19 protein-coding genes are annotated in these 19319 nt (G+C 53.9%); 15 read left to right on the forward strand and 4 right to left on the reverse strand.

Annotated elements, in window-relative coordinates; translation table 11 throughout:
- Window positions 1–11: 11 nt before the first annotated feature.
- The 9 genes from P9H32_RS05145 (at window position 12) to P9H32_RS05185 (ending at window position 8555) form a co-directional block, all read left to right on the forward strand.
- A complete protein-coding gene (locus P9H32_RS05145) occupies window positions 12–350 on the forward strand; it encodes a NifB/NifX family molybdenum-iron cluster-binding protein (protein WP_322607808.1) in 339 nt (112 codons plus the stop codon).
- Between the two features lie 209 nt (window positions 351–559).
- Window positions 560–1201 (forward strand): PTS sugar transporter subunit IIA, encoded by a 642-nt coding sequence (locus P9H32_RS05150; RefSeq protein WP_322607809.1) that lies wholly within the window; start codon window positions 560–562, stop codon window positions 1199–1201.
- Between the two features lie 4 nt (window positions 1202–1205).
- Complete coding sequence (locus P9H32_RS05155) at window positions 1206–2879, forward strand: cation:proton antiporter domain-containing protein (protein ID WP_322607810.1); 1674 nt, start codon at window positions 1206–1208, stop codon at window positions 2877–2879.
- An 8-nt stretch (window positions 2880–2887) separates the two neighbouring features.
- A complete protein-coding gene (locus P9H32_RS05160; RefSeq protein ID WP_322607811.1) occupies window positions 2888–3208 on the forward strand; it encodes a hypothetical protein in 321 nt (106 codons plus the stop codon).
- A 110-nt stretch (window positions 3209–3318) separates the two neighbouring features.
- Entirely contained in the window at window positions 3319–3786 is a 468-nt protein-coding gene (locus P9H32_RS05165; RefSeq protein WP_322607812.1) for a CBS domain-containing protein, read from the forward strand.
- A gap of 12 nt (window positions 3787–3798) precedes the next feature.
- The gene (locus tag P9H32_RS05170) at window positions 3799–4716 is read left to right on the forward strand and encodes a PTS sugar transporter subunit IIA (RefSeq protein WP_322607813.1); all 918 of its coding nucleotides are present in this window, start codon (window positions 3799–3801) and stop codon (window positions 4714–4716) included.
- A 10-nt stretch (window positions 4717–4726) separates the two neighbouring features.
- Complete coding sequence (locus P9H32_RS05175) at window positions 4727–6031, forward strand: ArsB/NhaD family transporter (RefSeq protein WP_322607814.1); 1305 nt, start codon at window positions 4727–4729, stop codon at window positions 6029–6031.
- Between the two features lie 15 nt (window positions 6032–6046).
- The gene (locus P9H32_RS05180; RefSeq protein ID WP_322607815.1) at window positions 6047–7720 is read left to right on the forward strand and encodes a SulP family inorganic anion transporter; all 1674 of its coding nucleotides are present in this window, start codon (window positions 6047–6049) and stop codon (window positions 7718–7720) included.
- The gene (locus tag P9H32_RS05185; RefSeq protein WP_322607816.1) at window positions 7713–8555 is read left to right on the forward strand and encodes a PTS sugar transporter subunit IIA; all 843 of its coding nucleotides are present in this window, start codon (window positions 7713–7715) and stop codon (window positions 8553–8555) included. Before P9H32_RS05180 ends, P9H32_RS05185 begins: the two co-directional genes overlap by 8 nt.
- Here the strand turns inward: P9H32_RS05185 and P9H32_RS05190 are convergent.
- The 4 genes from P9H32_RS05190 to P9H32_RS05205 all read right to left on the reverse strand — a co-directional run bounded on the left by P9H32_RS05190 (window position 8548) and on the right by P9H32_RS05205 (window position 11727).
- A complete protein-coding gene (locus P9H32_RS05190) occupies window positions 8548–8955 on the reverse strand; it encodes a YiiD C-terminal domain-containing protein (protein WP_322607817.1) in 408 nt (135 codons plus the stop codon). The genes P9H32_RS05185 and P9H32_RS05190 overlap by 8 nt on opposite strands.
- Before the next feature lie 40 nt (window positions 8956–8995).
- Window positions 8996–9601 carry a carbonate dehydratase gene (can, locus tag P9H32_RS05195; protein ID WP_322607818.1) on the reverse strand — a complete coding sequence of 202 codons (606 nt, stop codon included), beginning with the start codon at window positions 9599–9601 and terminating at the stop codon, window positions 8996–8998.
- 105 nt (window positions 9602–9706) lie between these two features.
- Window positions 9707–10573 carry a carbon-nitrogen hydrolase gene (locus tag P9H32_RS05200; protein ID WP_322607819.1) on the reverse strand — a complete coding sequence of 289 codons (867 nt, stop codon included), beginning with the start codon at window positions 10571–10573 and terminating at the stop codon, window positions 9707–9709.
- Window positions 10574–10788: 215 nt separating this feature from the next.
- On the reverse strand, window positions 10789–11727 hold the full coding sequence (locus P9H32_RS05205) for an agmatine deiminase family protein (RefSeq protein ID WP_322607820.1): 939 nt from the start codon (window positions 11725–11727) through the stop codon (window positions 10789–10791).
- A 723-nt stretch (window positions 11728–12450) separates the two neighbouring features.
- On the opposite strand from P9H32_RS05205, the gene P9H32_RS05210 reads away from it, so the two are divergent.
- Genes P9H32_RS05210 through P9H32_RS05235 form a run of 6 tightly spaced genes read left to right on the forward strand, consistent with a single transcriptional unit; the run spans window position 12451 to window position 19253 of the window.
- A complete protein-coding gene (locus P9H32_RS05210; RefSeq protein WP_322607821.1) occupies window positions 12451–13113 on the forward strand; it encodes a succinate dehydrogenase cytochrome b subunit in 663 nt (220 codons plus the stop codon).
- A 19-nt stretch (window positions 13114–13132) separates the two neighbouring features.
- Window positions 13133–15046 carry a fumarate reductase/succinate dehydrogenase flavoprotein subunit gene (locus P9H32_RS05215; RefSeq protein WP_322607822.1) on the forward strand — a complete coding sequence of 638 codons (1914 nt, stop codon included), beginning with the start codon at window positions 13133–13135 and terminating at the stop codon, window positions 15044–15046.
- A complete protein-coding gene (locus P9H32_RS05220; protein WP_322607823.1) occupies window positions 15046–15798 on the forward strand; it encodes a succinate dehydrogenase/fumarate reductase iron-sulfur subunit in 753 nt (250 codons plus the stop codon). Before P9H32_RS05215 ends, P9H32_RS05220 begins: the two co-directional genes overlap by 1 nt.
- Before the next feature lie 51 nt (window positions 15799–15849).
- On the forward strand, window positions 15850–17025 hold the full coding sequence (gene sucC, locus P9H32_RS05225; protein WP_322607824.1) for an ADP-forming succinate--CoA ligase subunit beta: 1176 nt from the start codon (window positions 15850–15852) through the stop codon (window positions 17023–17025).
- Between the two features lie 37 nt (window positions 17026–17062).
- Entirely contained in the window at window positions 17063–17938 is an 876-nt protein-coding gene (gene sucD / locus P9H32_RS05230; RefSeq protein WP_322607825.1) for a succinate--CoA ligase subunit alpha, read from the forward strand.
- A 25-nt stretch (window positions 17939–17963) separates the two neighbouring features.
- Window positions 17964–19253 carry a citrate synthase gene (locus P9H32_RS05235; RefSeq protein ID WP_322607826.1) on the forward strand — a complete coding sequence of 430 codons (1290 nt, stop codon included), beginning with the start codon at window positions 17964–17966 and terminating at the stop codon, window positions 19251–19253.
- Window positions 19254–19319: the final 66 nt, after the last annotated feature.

Below are 19319 nucleotides of genomic sequence, written 5' to 3' on the forward strand. Positions count from 1 at the left end.
GGGACATTATTATGAAAATTGCGATACCTACTGCAGAAGGAAAACTGTGTATGCACTTCGGCCACTGCGAAGTGTTCACCCTGCTGGATGTTGATCCGGAGAAAAAGACGATTACGGCCAGCTCTGAATTGGTTCCGCCGCCGCATGAGCCCGGGGTTTTGCCGGCCTGGCTGGCCGAGCAGGGGGCTACGGCGATTATCGCCGGGGGCATGGGCTCGCGTGCGCAGCAGCTTTTTGCCCAGAATAATATTGAAACCATCGTGGGGGCGCCATCCGGAGAGCCCCGGGCGGTTGCGGAAGCCTGGCTGGGGGGCGAACTGGTGCCCGGAAGCAATGCGTGTGATCACTGATTCACAGATTTAACATCCAGGAATATTTCAGAAGGAAAGATATGGGTTGCCGTGCCTGTCGGTTAGGTGCGGATACTTCTGGGTTGCCGTCTCTGCCTTAAATGGGTAGGGGCGGCTTTTTTTGGGTTTTTCCAATTCCTGGAAATTATGGCTTGCGTATAATGCGGTTTGTTGTAGTTTTTCGCATATTCAACCGAAGGATGTCGAATATGCACGAAATTATGACAATTGAGGAAGTCGCTGAATATCTGCGCGTTTCTGAGCGAACGGTCTATGACTGGGCGCAGAAAGGGGATCTGCCCGGCGGTAAGCTGGGAACCACCTGGCGCTTTAAGCGCAGTGACGTGGAAAACTGGGTGAATTCCCGGATTTCGCAGCAGACGCCATCGAAGAAAAAAGGGATGACCAGCAGTGCGACGCTGACGGCAGAACGGATTCTGATTCTCGATGAGTGCGATAAGGACACCGTCCTGCGGAATCTGGTTGATCTATTGGCGGAAACGCCGTTTGTACATAATCGCGATGAACTGCTGAAAGGGATTTTTGCCCGCGAGGAGTTGATGAGCACGGGCATCGGTTTCGGGGTCGGGGTGCCGCATGTGCGTATTGATTCGGTCTCCGATCTGGTGATGGCAGTGGCGGTTTCCAAAAAACCGATCAGCGGGTATTCCTCGCTCGATAACCAGCCGGTACAGATTGTCTGCATGCTTGCGGCTCGTTCCGACCAGCATGCAAAATATATCCGGACGCTTTCGGGGGTCAGCAACCGGTTGAAAGATGCCGCCGTTCGCAAGGCGATCATTGAAGCCGACGATCCCGCATTTATTCACTCTCAGCTGTTCGGCGAGTAACCGTATGCCCGATATCGAATTAGGTGTTCTTGCGATTCTCGGGATCTGTGTGGCCGGGGGAGTGATCGGTGCGTTCATTTTTCAGAAACTGAAAGTACCGCAGGTGGTCGGCTATATTGTGGTCGGCGTGCTCATTGGCGACACGGGATTCGGATTGCTGCATCCAAGCGATATACAGGCACTTTCTCCGTTTAATAATTTTGCGCTCGGGCTGATCGGTTTTCTGGTCGGCGGGGAGTTGAGCGCCGGAATTTTCAAAAAATACGGGAAACAGTTTACGGCGATTCTGATCGGGGAGGGCGTTGCGGCCTTTTTACTGGTGGGCATTGTTTCCACGTTGATTCTTTATTTTGTCTGTCACAACTGGGTGACGGCGCTGGCTGCCGGGATTGTTTTCGGGGCGATCGCTTCAGCCACCGATCCGGCTTCGACCATTGACGTGCTCTGGGAATACCGTTCGGCAGGGGTATTGACGACGGCGATTATTGCGATTGTTGCGCTTGATGATGCGCTGGCGATGACGCTTTACGGGCTCGGCACCTCGATTGCGACCATTCTGGTGCAGGGCAGCGGCCATTCGATCTGGGCCACGCTGCTGCACACATTTGTTGAACTGGGCGGCGCAATTCTGCTGGGGGTTATCTGCGGGTTTGTGCTCGATTATGTGTTGAGTTATCTGCCGCAGAGCGAAAAACGGCTCGGGATTTCCATCGGGCTGCTGCTGGTCTGCATCGGTTTGGCCGTGGCTTTCCACATGGACCTGATTCTGGCCACCATGGCGGTCGGCATTGTTCTGATCAACAAAGCGCCGAACCGTTCCAAAAAACTGTTTGAAACCGTACGCTCCTTCTCGACACCGATTTATATCATCTTCTTTGTGCTCGTCGGAGCACGTCTTTCGCTGGACAACATGCCGGTCTGGGTATGGGGACTGGTGGCGGCCTATGTGGCGATGCGCAGCCTCGGGAAATGGATCGGGGCTTTTTGGGGCGGTCGTATTTCGAAGGCCGAAAAGCCGGTTCAGAATTATCTCGGGATGGCCATTTTTGCGCAGGGCGGGGTGGCCGTCGGGCTTTCGATTGTCGCCAGCAACAATCTGCAGCACATTGAAATTCTGGAAGGGCTGAATCTGGGGGATATGATCATTTTCACCGTAACGGCCACGACGCTGTGTGTGCAGCTGATCGGACCGGTGTTTGCCCGGATGGCGGTCAAAAAAGCCGGTGAAATCGGCTGTAATGTCACAGAAGAAGATGTGATGGCAGAGATGATTGTGGACGATGTGGTTGATAAGAATATCGTTCCCCTGTACGAGGGTACCCCGCTTGAAACCGTGGTTCAGCATTTTGCCGATCAGGATACTTTTGTCTATCCGGTGGTTTCCAATGACGGGAAAATTATCGGAGTGCTGACATTTGAAAATCTCAAAGAACTGTTGAATGAACGCGATACCTGGCAGTGGCTGCTGGTGGGCGATGTGATGCAGCCGGCGCGGCATAAACTGCTCTCGACCATGAACCTGGCTGAAGCGCTGAAAGAGATGGGCAATAATCAGGTGGAGTCGCTTCCGGTTATTGAAAGCCAGGCCTCGGGGAAACTTCTCGGGGTCCTCGATATCCGTGCCGCGCGCCGCAGTGTGAATGCCGAACTGGTCAAACGCCGGACGGTCACGGGATAAAACACATTATGTTCAGAAACCGCACCATACTCTTTGCGCTGCTGATTCCGCTGATGCTGAATCTGCTGGCCGCCTTTGTGGCAGAGCCGTTGCGGGAACAGGACCGTCAAACCTGTATCGAATTGAAGGGAGAGCTGTGTCCGACGGACGGCATGGCGCTGGTCAAGGAGCATCCGAGCGACGAGGCCCATGTGTTCTTCTACAGTGTTTCGCGTAAAAGGCTTATTCCCGAATGCGATAGTTCGGGCTCCGGAACCCGTCTCTTTTTCATGCCCTCTTTCGCCGGGTCTCCGCTGGCCGATGGCTGGCGCATGCCCCTGCGGATCTGATTTTTTGCTGCGAGATGCCCGGGAACCCGGCGGGTTCCAAGGGCTGGAAAACCATCTTTGCGATGGGAACCCGCTCTCCATGCCGCACGAATTAAATCTAAAGGAATCTCATGAATACCGATCTTGAAAACACCACCGTCAGGGATATCGCTTACCTGATCAACAGCACCTGCCTGCGGGCAGACAGCGACGTTTCGCTTGAAGAACTGGCTTCGGCACTCTGCACTTCCGACCGCAGTAAGGTTTATCTTGAAAATGCTTCCGGCCGGCTGGTCGGCGTCATACAGGCCAAACAGATTGCTGTAAAAATGCTGGAACTTTCGCGCAGTAAAAGCGAAGCCGCCGATCTGCTGCCAGCCGTCAGTTATGTGCTGAACTTTTTTCACGGCCATGATCTCGCGGAACATCCGGTTTCCGTTAAAACCTCCTCTCCCCTGAAAGAGGTGCTCGATCTGATGCAGCTTAACCATATCCGGGAAATTGCCGTGGTGGATGATGAACGTCGTCTGGTGGGAACCCTTGAGGCAAAGAATATCCTTTCGCATTATCTTCAGGCCAAAGCCGAAGCGACACTTTAGAAGAGGTACTCTATGAATATAATGAACTATACCCGCATCGAGGAATCGTGGCTGCCGGCGCTTGAACCCGCCTCGCGCGACGATGTATTTGAACGCATACTCAGCCGTCTATGCAGTAACGGATTCTACGAGGTCAACGACGGCCTCACTCCCGAGTCTGTTCTGAAGGCGGTTCTCGCCCGCGAAAACCGTCAGACCACTGCGCTCGGCGAAGGCATTGCCTTTCCGCATGCCCGGCTGGAAAACCTGAAGAAGCCGCTTTTTGCTGTGGCCACCTTTCGGGAACCCGTCCTGTTTGAAAATGCACCGGTTCATATCATCTGTCTGATTCTTGTGCCGCTTGCCGAGCCGTCGATTTCGCTCAAAATCATGGCCCAGTTATCCCGACTGCTGACGGATCCGTCGATCCGGCAGAGTGTGCTGGATGCAACCGACCCCGCTGCATTGCGCGCCATTTTCAATACACATAATCTGCGGATCGACAAACCCATTCTGGCCCGGGACATCATGCGGCCGCCGCAGTTCTGTGTGAAGGAGTCCGATCCGGTATCCATCTGTTCCCATTTCATGAGCATCAACAATCTGCATGCGGTTGCCGTGGTGGATCAGCGCCGTAAAATTCAGGGTGAGATTACGGTGGAACGTCTCTTTAAATACGGACTGCCCGAGTTTTTCGGCCAGCTCAAGAGTGTCTCTTTCATTGCCGAGTTTGATCCATTCGAAAAATATTTTGAAGATGAAGAAGGGGTGCTCGCCGCAGATGTCATGGAGCCCACGGCACGAATTGTTCCGATGGACTACACCATCATGGAAATTGTTTTCGACCTCGCCATTAAATCCTATCCCAAACTCTATGTAGTGGATGAAGAAAACCGCTGGGTGGGTACGATCGATAAAGGCCTCGTACTCGACAACGTGATTAACCACTAAGGAGAAACTTATGCTCATTCCAATCCTTGTATTCCTGGTGGTCTACTTTTTCATTGCCACCGAACTGATCGATAAAACCATTGCCGCCCTGATCGGGGCGGGCATCATGATCGGCTTTCATCTGGTCGGTTATGAAGAAGCCCTGCATGCGATCGACCTGAATGTACTGTTTCTGCTGATCGGCATGATGGTCGTCGTCAACACACTCACCGATACCGGTGTGTTTGAATGGCTGGCCATCCAGCTGGCCCGGGCCGCCAAGGGGAACGGTCTGGTGATTGTCATCTTTTTCATGGTGCTGACGGCCGTACTTTCCGCATTTCTGGATAATGTGACGACGGTCATTCTAATGGCGCCGATCACCATTCTGCTCTGTCAGTTGCTGGAAATTCCCGCCGCACCGATTCTGATCATGGAGGCTGTGTTTTCCAATATCGGCGGAACGGCCACTCTGGTCGGTGATCCGCCCAATATTCTGATCGGGTCGCAAACGCATCTGTCGTTCAACGATTTTCTCATCAACCTCAGTCCGCCGGTTATCATCAGTATGATTCTGCTGCTCGGTCTGCTGGCACTGCTGTTCCGTAAAAATACCCGCACCACGGAGCAGACCCGTAAACGGATTGAACAGTCCCGCCCGGAAAAGGCGATTCTGCAACCGGTGGTATTGAAAAAATCGCTTCTGATTTTCGGGTTGATCCTCGCAGGATTTTTCGGCGGGCGCGCCCTCGATATTGAACCGGGAATCATCGCGCTGGCCGGGGCCATGCTGATGGTGCTGGTCTGCGGAAAAGATATTCACCATTCGCTGGTGCACGTGGAGTGGAACACCATTCTCTTCTTTTCCGGTCTCTTTATGATGATTGCCGCCCTGGAGCATGCTCATGTATTCGAAGCGATGGGTGAATTTATTCTGCATATCTGTAATGGCAATCTGATGGCCACTGCGCTCACCATTCTCTGGTTCAGCGCCATTGCATCGGCCATCGTCGATAACATTCCGCTGGTGATGGCCATGATTCCGTTGGTGAAAGGCATCATCCCCGTTTTTGCGCAGCAGATGGGAATCAGCGATGAGGCACTCATTCATGCCCAGATTGCCGAGCCGCTGCTCTGGTCGCTTGCACTCGGTGCCTGTTTCGGCGGGAACGGCACGCTGGTAGGGGCTTCGGCCAATGTTGTGATTGCCCAGGTGGCCAACCGGAACGGCTGCAAAGTCACTTTCGGTTCCTTCACGAAATATGGCTTCCCCTTCATGCTGATCAGTCTTCTCGTTGGCAGTGCATATATTTATCTCCGTTACTTCATGAATTAAAAAAAGGATTGTCCCATGTTTCGCCCCAAGTTTTTTACCCTCCTTAAACGCAGTACCCGGTCTTCGGTCGCTGCGGATATTACAGCCGGAATTACGGTCGGGGTGATTGCTCTCCCGCTGGCGATGGCGTTTGCCATTGCCAGCGGTCTGCCGCCGGAGCGCGGCCTTTTCACCGCCATTGTTGCCGGTTTTCTGATTTCTCTGTTTGGTGGAAGCCGGGTTCAGATCGGCGGGCCGACGGGCGCATTCGTGGTGATTGTTGCGGGGATTGTTGCCGAATTCGGTTACAGCGGGCTCGTCTGGTGCATGCTGCTCGCCGGTCTGCTTCTGATCCTCTTCGGTCTGTTCCGTCTCGGCGGTCTGATTCGTTTTATTCCGTTTCCCGTCACGACCGGATTTACCAGCGGGATTGCACTGGTCATTTTTTCCACACAGATCAAAGATCTGTTCGGTCTGCACATCGAGACCGTTCCCGCGGAATTTATTCCGAAATGGACGGTTTATTTTCAGGCTATGCATACCTGCACGCCGGCGGCTGCGGTGCTGGGTATAGGCACGATTTTAATCATTTATGCGTCGCGGCGGTGGGCCCCCCGAACCCCTGCCATGCTGATCGCCATGCTGGCAACGACCGCCGCTGCGGCGCTACTGCACCTTGATGTTGAAACCATCGGCAGCCGTTTCGGCGAACTGCCGCGCATGCTGCCCATGCCGGGCAATATTCCCCGGCTGGAACTGGCTCAGCTCAAAGACCTGATTGCCCCGGCCTTCACCGTGGCGATGCTCGGTGCCATTGAATCGCTGCTGTCCGCCACCGTGGCTGACGGTATGATCGGCGGGAAGCACCGCCCGAATACGGAGCTGATTGCGCAGGGACTGGCCAATCTCGGCTCGGCGTTTTTCGGCGGAATTCCTGCAACCGGCGCCATTGCGCGTACTGCGGCCAACGTGAAAAGCGGTGCCCAGAGCCCATTGGCCGGTATTATTCATGCGGTGGTGCTCGCGCTGATTCTGCTGCTGTTTGCCCCGTTTGCCAAAATGGTTCCGCTGTCAACGCTGGCGGGTATTCTTGTTGTGGTGGCATGGAATATGAGCGAAAAGCAGAATTTTATTGCCATTCTGAAAGGTCCGCGGAGTGATCGGCTGGTCCTGCTGCTCACCTTCCTGCTCACGGTGCTGATCGATCTGACGGTTGCGGTTGAAGTCGGTATTGTGCTTTCGGCACTGCTCTTCATCCGACGGATGTCCGAAATTGCCAACGTGAGTGTCATCACCGACGCCGTCAGCGGCGATGTGGATGCCGCCGAAGATCCGAAGGCCTTTGCGCTGCGGGAAGTGCCTGCCGGGGTGGAGGTATACGAAGTGGAAGGTCCGTTTTTCTTCGGGATGGCCGACACCTTCTGGAATGTACTGGGCAAACGGCGTAAAGACACGCCGGTGCTGGTGCTTCGCATTCGCCACGTTCCGGCCATTGATGCCACCGGTCTGCATAATCTGCGGCAGCTGCATGCGCAATGCCGCAAAAAGAAAACCGCGCTGGTCTTTTCCGGTGTTGCCGCCCAGCCGTACAGAACCTTTAAGCAGTCCGGTTTTCTCGACGAACTCGGTCCGGAAAATTTCTGCTCCTCCATTGATGCCGCTCTTGAGCGTGCACGGGAGCTAAATCAGAAAGGAAAGAAACATGTCTAATCGTAAACTCATTAATCAGCTGATTCAGTTGCAGGAACTTGTTGTTGCCCGCATCCAGAAAAAAGTTGCGATGCCCAAAGCACCGCTCGACGTACTTGACCAGAATATTGCATTGCTCAGCGAAAACATTCCGCAACGCACAAAGAGCCATATCAACGATCTGCTCAAAAAGCATCCGGAAGCAGTGGTGCCGCTGATTGACGGGCACTGTACGGGGTGCGGTATGAAGCTCAGCATCAGCCAGGCCAATGAGGTCCATCATGCCGAAGAAATTCACCGCTGTCCGAACTGCACCCGCTATCTTTACGTGCCGTCCGAAGTGGTGGCCCGGGAACACGCCAGCCGGGTCTATGGTGAAAAACGAAAAATCGGTATTGCCCGGTTTTCTACACAGCCGCTGATGATTACCCCGCTGACCGGAAATACGTCCGAGGAAGTGCTTGGCGAAATCTGTGAACGGATGCAGTCCGAAGGCTTTGTGGAGGACGGTCGCCAGCTGTTGTATATGGCGATGCAGCGCGAAGACATCATCAGCACCGCCATTGACGGCGGCATGGCTTTTCCGCATGTCCGCGGAGTTGAAGGCGGCGGCCTGACCATGGCGCTGGGCATTCACAAAAAAGGAATTCATTTCGGCGGCCCCGGCCGGACGCTGACGCGGCTCTTTTTCTTTATGGTGATTCCGACGGCCACCAGCGCGTTTTACCTCAAACTGCTCGCCGGACTTTCCCAGACCTTCCGCGATAAAACAGCCCGCGAGCTGCTGCTCAACGCTGAAAATGAGGAAGAACTCTGGAAAGCCCTCGTTCAGCAGACCCGCAAGGTGATCAAATAGCGATTACGGCATAGGATGCCGTCATACGGGCACAGCCGGGAATTTCAGCATCGAGTCGAATGCGGCTGCGGCCGCGGGTTTCCAATTCCTGGAAAACGCGCGCCGTTTCGGCATCGGTGGTTTCGCAGGCAGCCATGAAATCCCCGGTGACCGGAGCGGTAAATTCGGTTTCGGATTTCACGACCATGACCTCCGCCTGAATGCCGGCTTCGTGAAGCGCCCGGGTCATTAATGCCCAGCCGGCGAGCGTGAGGATGGATGAAATGGAACCGGCAAATCCGGTTCCTTTGTCATTCCGGTTGTTTTCCAGCGGGGCACACAGCTCAATGCCGTTTTTCCACTGTCTGGAAACCGTGATGCCCATCATCAGGGCAGGTTCTATATCGGCAAAGAGATTCATGGAAAATGCGGACACGAAGGGTGCGCCGCGCTTTTATTAACTAACCATCCAGTCCGGTGGCGGTGACATCCATATCACGGAGCAGACCGTCTTCGAGGCGGTAGATCCAGCCATGAACATGCAGTTGCTGCCCGGATTTCCAGGCATTCTGCACGATGGTGGTGCTGCAGACATTGCCGACCTGCTCCACAACATTGAGTTCGCACAGACGCTCTTTGCGGGCATGAGGATCTTCGATGGCATCGAGTTCCGCGGCATTAAACCGGTAGACATCGCGAATGTGCCGCAGCCAGTTGTCGATCAGGCCGTGGTCGGCATCTTCCAGCGATGCCGCCACGCCGCCGCAGCCATAGTGTCCGCAGACAATGATGTGTTTCACCTTCAGCACTTCCACAGCATATTGAATGACCGAGAGGCAGTTGAGATCCGTATGCACCACGACATTGGCAATGTTGCGGTGTACAAAAACCTCGCCCGGCGGCAGATCAATGATTTCATTGGCCGGCACCCGGCTGTCCGCACAGCCGATCCAGAGAATATCCGGGGCCTGCATTTTGGAAAGTTCTTCAAAAAATCCGGGCTGTTCCTTTTCGATTTTTTCCGCCCATTCGCGGTTTTTATTAAAAAGCGGTTTCAGTGTTTTCATGCTTATCCTCTCATTTTAATTCTCATTTTTAACCACTCGCTTCGCTGGAGGTCACGGAGTGCGCAGAGGTTTTTCCTCGGTGATACTCCATGCCTCTGTGGTGAATCAGTCGATAAAGCGTTTGGTTAAGTCTCCGTAGGCGTCGATGCGGCGGTCGCGGAAAAAAGGCCACATACGCCGGACCGTTTCCGAACGGGTTTTATCCAGCTTCACAATCAGTTCCTTTTCCTCATCGATTCCGGCCTGCGCCAGCAGTTCGCCCTGACAGCCCGCGGCAAAGCTCGAACCCCAGAACACCGCGCCGCCGGGTTCGGTGCCAACCCGATTGACGCTCAGCACCGGAATGCCGTTGGCTACCGCGTGTGACCGCTGAATCGTGATCCACGCCTCGCGCTGGCGCGCCTGCTCTTCGGAATCATCAGCCGGATCCCAGCCGATCGCCGTGGGATAAATCAGTACCTCCGCCCCCGCCATGGCCATCAGCCGCGCCGCCTCCGGATACCACTGATCCCAGCAGACCAAAACGCCCAGCTTTCCGACCGACGTTTCCAAGGGTTGGAAACCGAGATCGCCCGGCGTGAAATAAAATTTTTCATAATAGCCCGGATCATCGGGAATATGCATTTTGCGGTATTTGCCCGCAATCGATCCGTCGGCTTCCAATACCACGGCGGTATTGTGATACAGCCCCGGCGCGCGCTTTTCAAAAAGGGACGTGACGATGACGACACCCAGTTCTTTTGCCAACGCCCCGAAGGTTTCCGTCGACGGGCCGGGAATTGTTTCCGCCAGATCAAAATTTGCCGGATCCTCCACATCGCAGAAATAGAGCGAATTATGCAGCTCCTGCAAAACCACCAATTTTGCACCCCGCTCCGCGCAGCGCCGGATTCCGGCGATACTCTTCTCTATATTTGCCGCGCGGTCCGCAGTGCATGACTGCTGTACCAAACCTGTGATCAATGTGCTCATGGCGGTCTTTTTAACCACGAAATACACGAAGTACACGAAACAAAAGGAACTTTGTTGCTGGTTCAGACCGCGTGATCACACATTGTAATCACGGTATTGAACTCAGAGCTGGGTTACTGATCCAGCTGCCGGCGCGCTTATAGGGATCGCCGTTGGAAGCTTCGTCTGCCGTTTTTCGGTAGCAGGATAAACGTTGTGCAAATATCCCGTTGAGCTCAGGGCATTACGCCTTTGGGGAACTGCATGGTGGAGCAGTGGAGGGAGCCGCCCTGGCGGATGAGCACGGAGCAGTCGATGCCGATGATTTCGCGGTCGGGGAAGGCTTTTCCGATGGTTTCGAGGGCGAGGGCGTCGGCGGGATCGTTGTAGGTGGGGACGAGGACGGCGCCGTTGATGACGAGGTAGTTGGCGTAGGTGGCGGGCAGGCGTCGGCCGTCGTCGAATTTCGGTTTGGGCCAGGGGAGGGGAAGAAGGCGGTAATCCTGAAATTGCCGGATCTCTTTTTCCAATGATTGGAAAATTTCGTAGTGCTCGTCGGCGGGATCGTTACACGACACATAGAGGATGGTTTTGTTTGGTGCGAGGCGGGCGAGGGTGTCGATGTGGGCGTCGGTGTCGTCGCCGGCGAGGTGGCCGTTTTCGAGCCATAGGATGTTGGAGGGGCCGAAGAGGTCGGTCAGTTTTTCCTCGATCTGTTTTTTGGAGAGATTGGAATTCCGGTTTTTATTGAGCAGGCAGGCTGCGGTGGTGAGCAGGGTGCCCTGGCCGTCGGATTCGATGCTGCCGCCTTCGAGTATGAGGTCGATTTCCCGTATTTCCGTTTTTCCAAAGGTACCGCGTTTGTGGAGGCGTTTGGAAAGGGCGTTGTCCAGATCGTGGGGAAATTTGCCGCCCCAGCCGTTGAAGGTGAAATCGAGCAGGACGGGTTTTTCGTTTTCTTCGATGGTGATGGGGGCGATGTCGCGGCTCCAGGTGTCGTTCGTTTCCAGATCTTCGACGATGATGACGGGCTGGAAGCGTTCGATGGTTTTCCGGATAATGGAAAAGGTGGCGCGTGCGTCGTCGAGGCAGTAGGCCCAGTCCATATTTTTCTGAGGCCAAATCAGCAGGACGGCGTCCTGCGGTTCCCATTCGGCTGGCAGTCTTCTTTTCATGGGGCAGGAGCATTTCCAAGGTTTGGTAAAAACGCGAGCGGAAAAGTTCCAATCCTTGGAAATTCAACTGATCTTTTTTATGAATTTACGGAGATTATTACGGGGCGCTTTGTGTTCCGGAGAAGCGGTCTGAAATCAAAGTGGATCCGGGGTGATGCTGGGGATTCGGCCCCGTGAATCTGGCTGAGTGAGTATGGCGCCGATCCTCTGGAGTTGAAAATGATCTGCTGATATTGCCATTGAGCTGCCGGTGTTCATCACAAAATGGAAGCCGAATGCGGTGCGCCGGTTGTGCCACCGGCCGAGCCCGGAACGTGGCCGTGAGCAGCCGGGCTCAGTCATTGGCTCTGGGTTTTCCCGGTTGGGAGAAAACTGTTGGTAGAAAGCTGAAAAACAAAGTTCCAGTTTTTCTATGAACCCCTTACAATCTGCTCCAATAAATCCGGCCGTATCGGGTGGAAGTGGGTGGTCAGTTCCGGGCTTCGGGAAACGCTGTTATTGAATCGATATATAAATAGCGAAAAAAGCGAGAGCGGGCTTGATGACCTATGGGTCGAGGACTACACTTCGCGGCTTGTTTGTTAAATATAAGTGCCTAACTTCGGTGAAATGTATCGGTAATTTACGAGAAATCGCAAATAATCGGTTTGCAATTGCTGGAAATTATTATAGGAATGCTCATCTATTCCTATATAGGCGGAAATTAACCAGGGAATACATGTAATGAGTATAAAAACATCGATATTATCTTCGATAGGTCAGAAGCTGTTGCTGGCGACCTCCGGACTGATAATGTTTCTTCTGTTTCTGATCCCGCACATGGGAGGAAACATATTGTTTCTGTTCGGGAAGGATTTATTTAATTCCTACGCCCACCATCTGCATAAGCTGGTTCCGATTGTCATCGGGATTGAAGTGCTGATGCTGGTCTCGATCTCCGTGCACATGATCATGGGTATTCGCGTAGTGCTGGCCAATAGAAAGGCCTCTGCCAAGCGTCTCTCCCAGAAATCATCCAAGGAACGTTCGCTTGCGGCGCGTCTGATGCCTGTTTCGGGCGGTATGATTTTCATTTTCATCGTCAAGCATCTGCTTGATTTCACGATTGCCGGTGAAAAGGCCGAAATCGATATGCACGGTCAAACAGGCTACGACGTCTATGGCATGGTTTTGGATAAATTCCAGGATCCGGTTCACGTGGCGTTTTATGTTTTGTTCATGGTCGCCGTCGGGTTGCATCTCAGCCACGCGCTGCAGAGTGCTCTCCAGACTTATGGCATTTATGTCCCGCGTGAAGGCAGCAAAATTAAAGTGGTATCCACCGTCATTGCGACGCTGATGGCTGCGACGTTTGCTATCATTCCGATCATTGCATTCACACGTTAATCCAGGGGGACATAGAAACATGAAACTTGATGCAAAGATTCCAGAAGGCCCGATGGCCGAAAAATGGAAAAACCACAAATTTAACGCAAAGCTGGTCAACCCGTCCAACCGCCGTAAATACAATGTGATTGTTGTCGGAACCGGTCTGGCAGGCGCTTCAGCTGCTGCCACGTTGGCGGAGCAGGGCTATAATGTGGACTGCTTTACGTATTCCGACAGTCCGCGCCGCGCGCACTCGATTGCCGCACAGGGCGGTATTAATGCCGCGAAAAACTATCCGAACGACGGCGATTCCGTTCATCGTCTTTTTTACGACACGGTCAAGGGCGGCGACTTTCGTTCGCGCGAAGCCAATGTGCATCGCCTGGCGGAATGCTCCAACCTGATTATTGATCATTGTGTGGCGCAAGGGATTCCGTTTGCGCGTGAATACGGCGGCTATCTGGCCAACCGTTCCTTCGGCGGCGCGCAGGTTTCCCGTACATTCTATGCCCGCGGCCAGACTGGTCAGCAGTTGCTGATCGGGGCTTACGGCGCACTCTGCAAAGAGATCAAATCCGGCGGTGTTAAAATGCACACCCGCTGTGAAGTGATTGATGTGGTGGTGATCGACGGGCAGGCGCGCGGTATCATTTCCCGTAATCTGGTGACCGGCGAGCTGACCCGTCATGTGGCGGATGCGGTTGTTCTTGCAACCGGCGGCTACGGCAACGTGTTCTTCCTGTCCACCAATGCAATGAACTGCAACGCATCGGCGGCGTGGCGCGTATACAAAAAGGGTGCGGCTTTTGCCAATCCGTGTTTCACACAGATTCATCCGACCTGTATTCCGGTGCACGGCGAATATCAGTCGAAACTGACGCTGATGTCCGAGTCGCTGCGTAATGACGGCCGTATCTGGGTGCCGAAGAAAAAAGGCGATACCCGCCCGCCGGCACAGATTCCGGAAGATGAGCGCGATTATTATCTCGAACGGAAATATCCGAGTTTCGGTAACCTTGTTCCGCGCGACCTCGCTTCGCGTAACGCGAAAGTGGTCTGCGACGAAGGCCGCGGCGTCGGCCCGACCGGTCAGGCGGTTTATCTCGATTTTGCCGATGCGATCAACCGCCTTGGTAAAGAGGTGATTGAAGCGCGTTACGGAAACCTGTTTGAGATGTATAACCGGATTACCGATGACGACCCGTATGAAACCCCGATGATGATCTATCCTGCGGTGCACTACACCATGGGCGGTCTCTGGGTGGACTACAACCTGATGACTACAATTCCCGGTCTTTATGCGCTGGGTGAGTGCAACTTCTCCGACCACGGGGCCAACCGCCTCGGAGCATCGGCGCTCATGCAGGGATTGGCGGACGGATATTTTGTGATCCCGAATACGATCAACGACTATCTGGCCTCCACGAAGATCGAAAAAGCCACGACCGACCATGAAGAGTTCGTGAAAGCCGAAACGGTTGCCAAGGAAAAACTCGACAAGCTGCTTTCCATCAACGGTAAGCGTACGGTTGACGACTTCCATAAGGAACTCGGACATTTGCTGTGGAATAACTGCGGCATGGCCCGTAACGAAAAGGGCCTCAAAGAAGCTCTGGAGAAAATTCCGAAGATCCGTGAGGAATTCTGGAAAGACCTCAACGTCCCGGGATCTGCAGACGACCTGAACCAGGCGCTGGAAAAAGCCAACCGCGTGGCCGACTTTATGGAGTTTGCCGAGCTGATGGTGAAAGATGCCCTTGAACGCAAAGAATCCTGCGGCGGCCACTTCCGTGAAGAGAGCCAGACCGAGGAAGGCGAAGCGAAACGTGATGACGAAAACTTCTGCTATGTTGCGGCCTGGGAATTCCAGGGATTGGATAAAGAACCGGTTCTGCATAAAGAGCCGCTCGAGTTCGAAGAAGTCAAACTTACACAGAGGTCGTACAAATAATGTCTAAGCAAATTAATCTTACACTGAAGGTATGGCGCCAGAGCAAAGGAGAAGCTGGGCGCTTCGAAACCTATGAAGCGAAGAATATCGATACCGACGCTTCATTTCTGGAAATGCTCGATGTGGTGAACGATGAGCTCACCGTTAAGGGCGTTGAACCGATTGCGTTCGAGCACGACTGTCGCGAAGGTATCTGCGGATGCTGCGGGGCGTTGGTGAACGGAAAGACGCACGGTTCGCACGACCGCACCACGCTGTGTCAGCTGCATATGCGCCATTTTGAAGATGGCCAGGAGCTGGTGCTGGAGCCGTTCCGTGCGGATGCATTTCCGGTTCTTAAGGACCTGATCGTGGATCGCAGCGGTCTGGATGAAATCATCACTGAAGGCGGCTATGTGGCGGTCAAAACCGGTAATGCGCCGGAAGCCTCCACCACGCCGATTAAGAAAGAGTTTGCCGAAGCGGCCATGGATGCCGCGGAATGTATCGGTTGCGGAGCCTGTGTGGCATCCTGCCCGAACGGTTCGGCCATGCTCTTTACTTCGGCGAAGGTTTCCCAGTATGCACTGCTTCCGCAGGGTCATCCGGAACGCGCAAAACGCGTGAAAGCCATGGTTTCGAAAATGGATGAACTGGGTTTCGGCAACTGCTCGAATGAATACGAGTGTGCCGTTGCCTGCCCGAAAGGGATCGATGTGAAAAACATCGCACGACTTAACCGTGAGTTCATCAAACACGGCTTTAAAAGTTAAAGGACTGGGGGCGGCCTCGGGTCGCCCCTATTCCATTAAGGAAAGGATAACATGAAGATACATGAGTTTCAGGCAAAGCAGCTCCTGAAAAAATATGACATTCCGATTCAGGACGGTGTGACCATTGAGGATCTCTCCGAGGTTGAAGCGGCTCTGGATCACGTGGAAAAAAAACTGGGGTCGGACGGGTTTGTGATCAAAGCCCAGATCCACGCCGGCGGCCGGGGCAAAGGCGGCGGTGTGAAGCTTTCTCCAACCCGTGAAGCCGCACTTGAAAATATCAAAAAGATGATGGGAATGACGCTCGTCACGAAGCAGACCGGTGAAGAAGGTCAACGGGTCCGCAAAGTGATGGTTGCCCAGGAATTTGATATGCAGCTGCTCTTCTATGTGGCGATCACACTTGATCGTTCTTCCGGCATGGATGTCTTCATGGTTTCCTCCGAAGGCGGGGTTGAAATTGAAGAAGTAGCGAAAGAAACCCCCGAGAAAATTGTCAAAGAACTGGTGCGTCCGGGTCTCGGGCTCCGTCCGTTTCAGGCGCGCAATCTTGCCGCCGCGCTCGGTCTGAAAGGGCAGGAAGCCAAGCAGGCGATGGGGATCTTTACCAATCTCTATACATGCTACCGCGAGCAGGACTGCTCGATTGTTGAAATCAATCCGCTCGTTACCACCCCCGATTCCGGTTTGGTGGCTCTAGACGCCAAAATAAACTTCGATGAAAACGCGCTCTACATGCATCCCGAAACTGCGGCCCTGCGCGACCTCGATGAGGAGGATCCGGCAGAAGTCGAAGCCGGTAAATTCAACCTGAACTATATTAAGCTCGACGGCAATGTCGGCTGCATGGTGAACGGGGCCGGTCTGGCCATGGCCACCATGGATATCATCAAACAGCGGGGCGGTTCGCCGGCCAACTTTCTGGATGTCGGCGGCGGTGCCAATGTGGAGACCGTGAAGAACGGGTTCCGCATCATTCTCTCCGATTCAAATGTGAAAGCGGTGCTGATTAATATTTTCGGCGGAATCGTCCGTTGCGACCGTATTGCCAACGGCATTATTGAAGCGCTGAAAGAACTCGACCTGAAGGTTCCGGTGGTGGTTCGGCTGGCCGGCACCAATGCCGATGTGGCGAAAGAGCTGCTGGCGAATGCCGATGTTGACCTGATCTCGGCTGATAACTTTGAGGATGCGGCGACTAAAGTTGTGGCGGCTGCGGGGCTTTAACCGCGTTTTTTTTCACGGTTTAAAATAGGACTGAATTATGGCGATTTTAGTAGATAAAGATTCAAAGATCATTGTGCAGGGCATTACCGGATCGGAAGGTTCGTTCCATGCAGGGCAATGTCTTGAATACGGCGGCAATGTGGTGGGCGGTGTCACGCCGGGCAAAGGCGGTCAGACCGCGCTGGACGGACAGGTTCCGGTCTTCAACAGCTGTCTGGAAGCCCGAAAGGAAACCGGCGCAAACGTCTCCCTTATTTTCGTGCCCCCACCGTTCGCAGCCGATGCAATTATGGAAGCGGCTTCCGCCGGAATTGAGCTTATTGTCTGTATTACGGAGGGAATTCCGGTGGCGCAGATGGTTGAAGTGAAGGCTTTTGTGGAAACAACGGAATCCCGTTTTATCGGGCCGAACTGTCCGGGCATTCTGACCCCCGAAGGTGCCAAAGTGGGTATTATGCCCGGTTTCATTGCAAAGAAAGGAACCGTGGGCGTGATCTCAAAATCCGGAACGTTGACCTATGAGGCGGTGGACCAGCTGGTGCAGCAGGGCCTCGGCCAGTCGACCTGTATCGGTATCGGCGGCGATCCAATCATTGGAACCACGATGAAGGACCTGCTTGAAATGTTTGAAAACGATCCTGAAACCGAGGCGATTGTGATGATCGGTGAAATCGGGGGATCGATGGAAATTGAAGCGGCGCAGTATGCAAAGGATAACGTCACGAAGCCGATCGTTGGCTTCATTGCGGGTCAGACTGCACCACCCGGTCGGCGCATGGGCCATGCCGGAGCCATTGTGTCCGGCGCGGATGAGTCTGCAGCCGCCAAGAAAAAGCTGATGGCTGAGTGCGGAATCAATGTGGCGGAATCGCCCGCTGATATCGGTCGTATGGTGAAGCAGGTACTGAACTAATTCAAAAGAGAGTATGGAGAAAGCTATGAGCGATACAAAAGCAACGCTGGAGTACGAGGGCAAAACGATCGAGCTCGACACGATTGTGGGAACAGAAAATGAAGTCGGCATCGATATTACATCTCTGCGCGCAAAAACCGGGATGATTACTTTGGATCCGGGGTTCGGGAATACCGGTTCATGTACCTCTGAGATCACGTTTATCAACGGGGAAAAAGGCATCCTGAAATACCGCGGATATGCGATTGAAGAACTCGCGGAAAAGTCGACCTTTATGGAGACTGCTTTTTTGGTGCTCTATGGACACCTTCCGAACAAGGCGGAGTTGGATAAGTTTGAATCAGGCATCGGTTCTGAAGCCTCGCTGCATTATGGCATGAAAGGTCATTTTGATGGTTTTCCTGACAACGCGCCGCCGATGGCTGTGCTGTCGGCCATGCTGAATGTGCTCTCCTGTTATAATACCGATTTACTGACCACGGCTACAGAAGGTCCGGCTTTTGAACTGCCGGCGACCAAAATTATTTCCAAAGTCCGGGCTATTGCGGCATGGGCTTACCGGACCTCGATCGGCAAACCGTTTATGCCGCCGCGTCCGGATCTGAGCTACAGTGCGAACTTTCTGCACATGATGTTTTCTGAAACGTTCAATATGTATGAAGTGCATCCGGACGTTGAGCGGGCTTTGGACCTCTTCCTGATTCTGCATGCCGACCACGAACAGAACTGTTCCACGTCGACGGTACGTATGGTGGGTTCGTCGCACGCGAGCCTTTTCAGTGCGGTGTCCGCGGGTGTCGGCGCGCTCTGGGGGCCGCTTCATGGCGGGGCCAACTGCGAAGTGATTAAAATGCTCTCTCGCATTCATGATGAAGGCATCAGCCCGGCGGATTTCGTTGAAAAAGCGAAGGACAAAAATTCTCCGGAAAAACTGATGGGCTTCGGTCATCGCGTCTACAAGAGTTTCGATCCGCGCGCCAAGATTCTCAAGGGGCAGGTTGATAATGTGCTCAAAGCGCTGAATATTCAGGATCCGCTGCTCGACATTGCATACGAGCTTGAAGAGATGGCTCGGTCGGAAGATTACTTCATCGAACGCAATCTTTATCCGAATGTGGATTTCTACTCGGGTATTCTGCTGCGTGCGATTGGTATTCCGGTGGACATGTTCACCGTACTGTTTGCCATCGGCCGTATGCCGGGCTGGGTTTCACATTGGCGTGAAATGCATGTGCAGAGCTTGCGGATCAGCCGTCCGCGGCAGGTTTATACCGGCGAAACCCAACAGAGCTACGTTCCGGTTAACGAGCGCTAAACGCCGGGGGCAATGCAAAGGAAAAAGGCGGTCCTTCTGGGGCGGCCTTTTTTTGTGGAAGACCGC

The organism is Pontiella agarivorans, assembly GCF_034531395.1.
Taxonomy (GTDB): Bacteria; Verrucomicrobiota; Kiritimatiellia; order Kiritimatiellales; family Pontiellaceae; genus Pontiella; species Pontiella agarivorans.

Excerpts from the sequence above, each read along its gene's own strand:
- P9H32_RS05180 (WP_322607815.1), top strand. The coding sequence starts at position 6,047 with ATGTTTCGCCCCAAGTTTTTTACCCTCCTTAAACGCAGTACCCGGTCT.
- P9H32_RS05220 (WP_322607823.1), top strand. The coding sequence starts at position 15,046 with ATGTCTAAGCAAATTAATCTTACACTGAAGGTATGGCGCCAGAGCAAA.
- P9H32_RS05160 (WP_322607811.1), top strand. The coding sequence starts at position 2,888 with ATGTTCAGAAACCGCACCATACTCTTTGCGCTGCTGATTCCGCTGATG.
- P9H32_RS05210 (WP_322607821.1), top strand. The coding sequence starts at position 12,451 with ATGAGTATAAAAACATCGATATTATCTTCGATAGGTCAGAAGCTGTTG.
- P9H32_RS05185 (WP_322607816.1), top strand. The coding sequence starts at position 7,713 with ATGTCTAATCGTAAACTCATTAATCAGCTGATTCAGTTGCAGGAACTT.
- P9H32_RS05190 (WP_322607817.1), bottom strand. The coding sequence starts at position 8,955 with ATGAATCTCTTTGCCGATATAGAACCTGCCCTGATGATGGGCATCACG.
- P9H32_RS05200 (WP_322607819.1), bottom strand. The coding sequence starts at position 10,573 with ATGAGCACATTGATCACAGGTTTGGTACAGCAGTCATGCACTGCGGAC.
- P9H32_RS05155 (WP_322607810.1), top strand. The coding sequence starts at position 1,206 with ATGCCCGATATCGAATTAGGTGTTCTTGCGATTCTCGGGATCTGTGTG.
- P9H32_RS05175 (WP_322607814.1), top strand. The coding sequence starts at position 4,727 with ATGCTCATTCCAATCCTTGTATTCCTGGTGGTCTACTTTTTCATTGCC.
- can (WP_322607818.1), bottom strand. The coding sequence starts at position 9,601 with ATGAAAACACTGAAACCGCTTTTTAATAAAAACCGCGAATGGGCGGAA.
- P9H32_RS05235 (WP_322607826.1), top strand. The coding sequence starts at position 17,964 with ATGAGCGATACAAAAGCAACGCTGGAGTACGAGGGCAAAACGATCGAG.
- P9H32_RS05205 (WP_322607820.1), bottom strand. The coding sequence starts at position 11,727 with ATGAAAAGAAGACTGCCAGCCGAATGGGAACCGCAGGACGCCGTCCTG.
- P9H32_RS05145 (WP_322607808.1), top strand. The coding sequence starts at position 12 with ATGAAAATTGCGATACCTACTGCAGAAGGAAAACTGTGTATGCACTTC.
- sucD (WP_322607825.1), top strand. The coding sequence starts at position 17,063 with ATGGCGATTTTAGTAGATAAAGATTCAAAGATCATTGTGCAGGGCATT.
- sucC (WP_322607824.1), top strand. The coding sequence starts at position 15,850 with ATGAAGATACATGAGTTTCAGGCAAAGCAGCTCCTGAAAAAATATGAC.
- P9H32_RS05170 (WP_322607813.1), top strand. The coding sequence starts at position 3,799 with ATGAATATAATGAACTATACCCGCATCGAGGAATCGTGGCTGCCGGCG.
- P9H32_RS05215 (WP_322607822.1), top strand. The coding sequence starts at position 13,133 with ATGAAACTTGATGCAAAGATTCCAGAAGGCCCGATGGCCGAAAAATGG.
- P9H32_RS05165 (WP_322607812.1), top strand. The coding sequence starts at position 3,319 with ATGAATACCGATCTTGAAAACACCACCGTCAGGGATATCGCTTACCTG.
- P9H32_RS05150 (WP_322607809.1), top strand. The coding sequence starts at position 560 with ATGCACGAAATTATGACAATTGAGGAAGTCGCTGAATATCTGCGCGTT.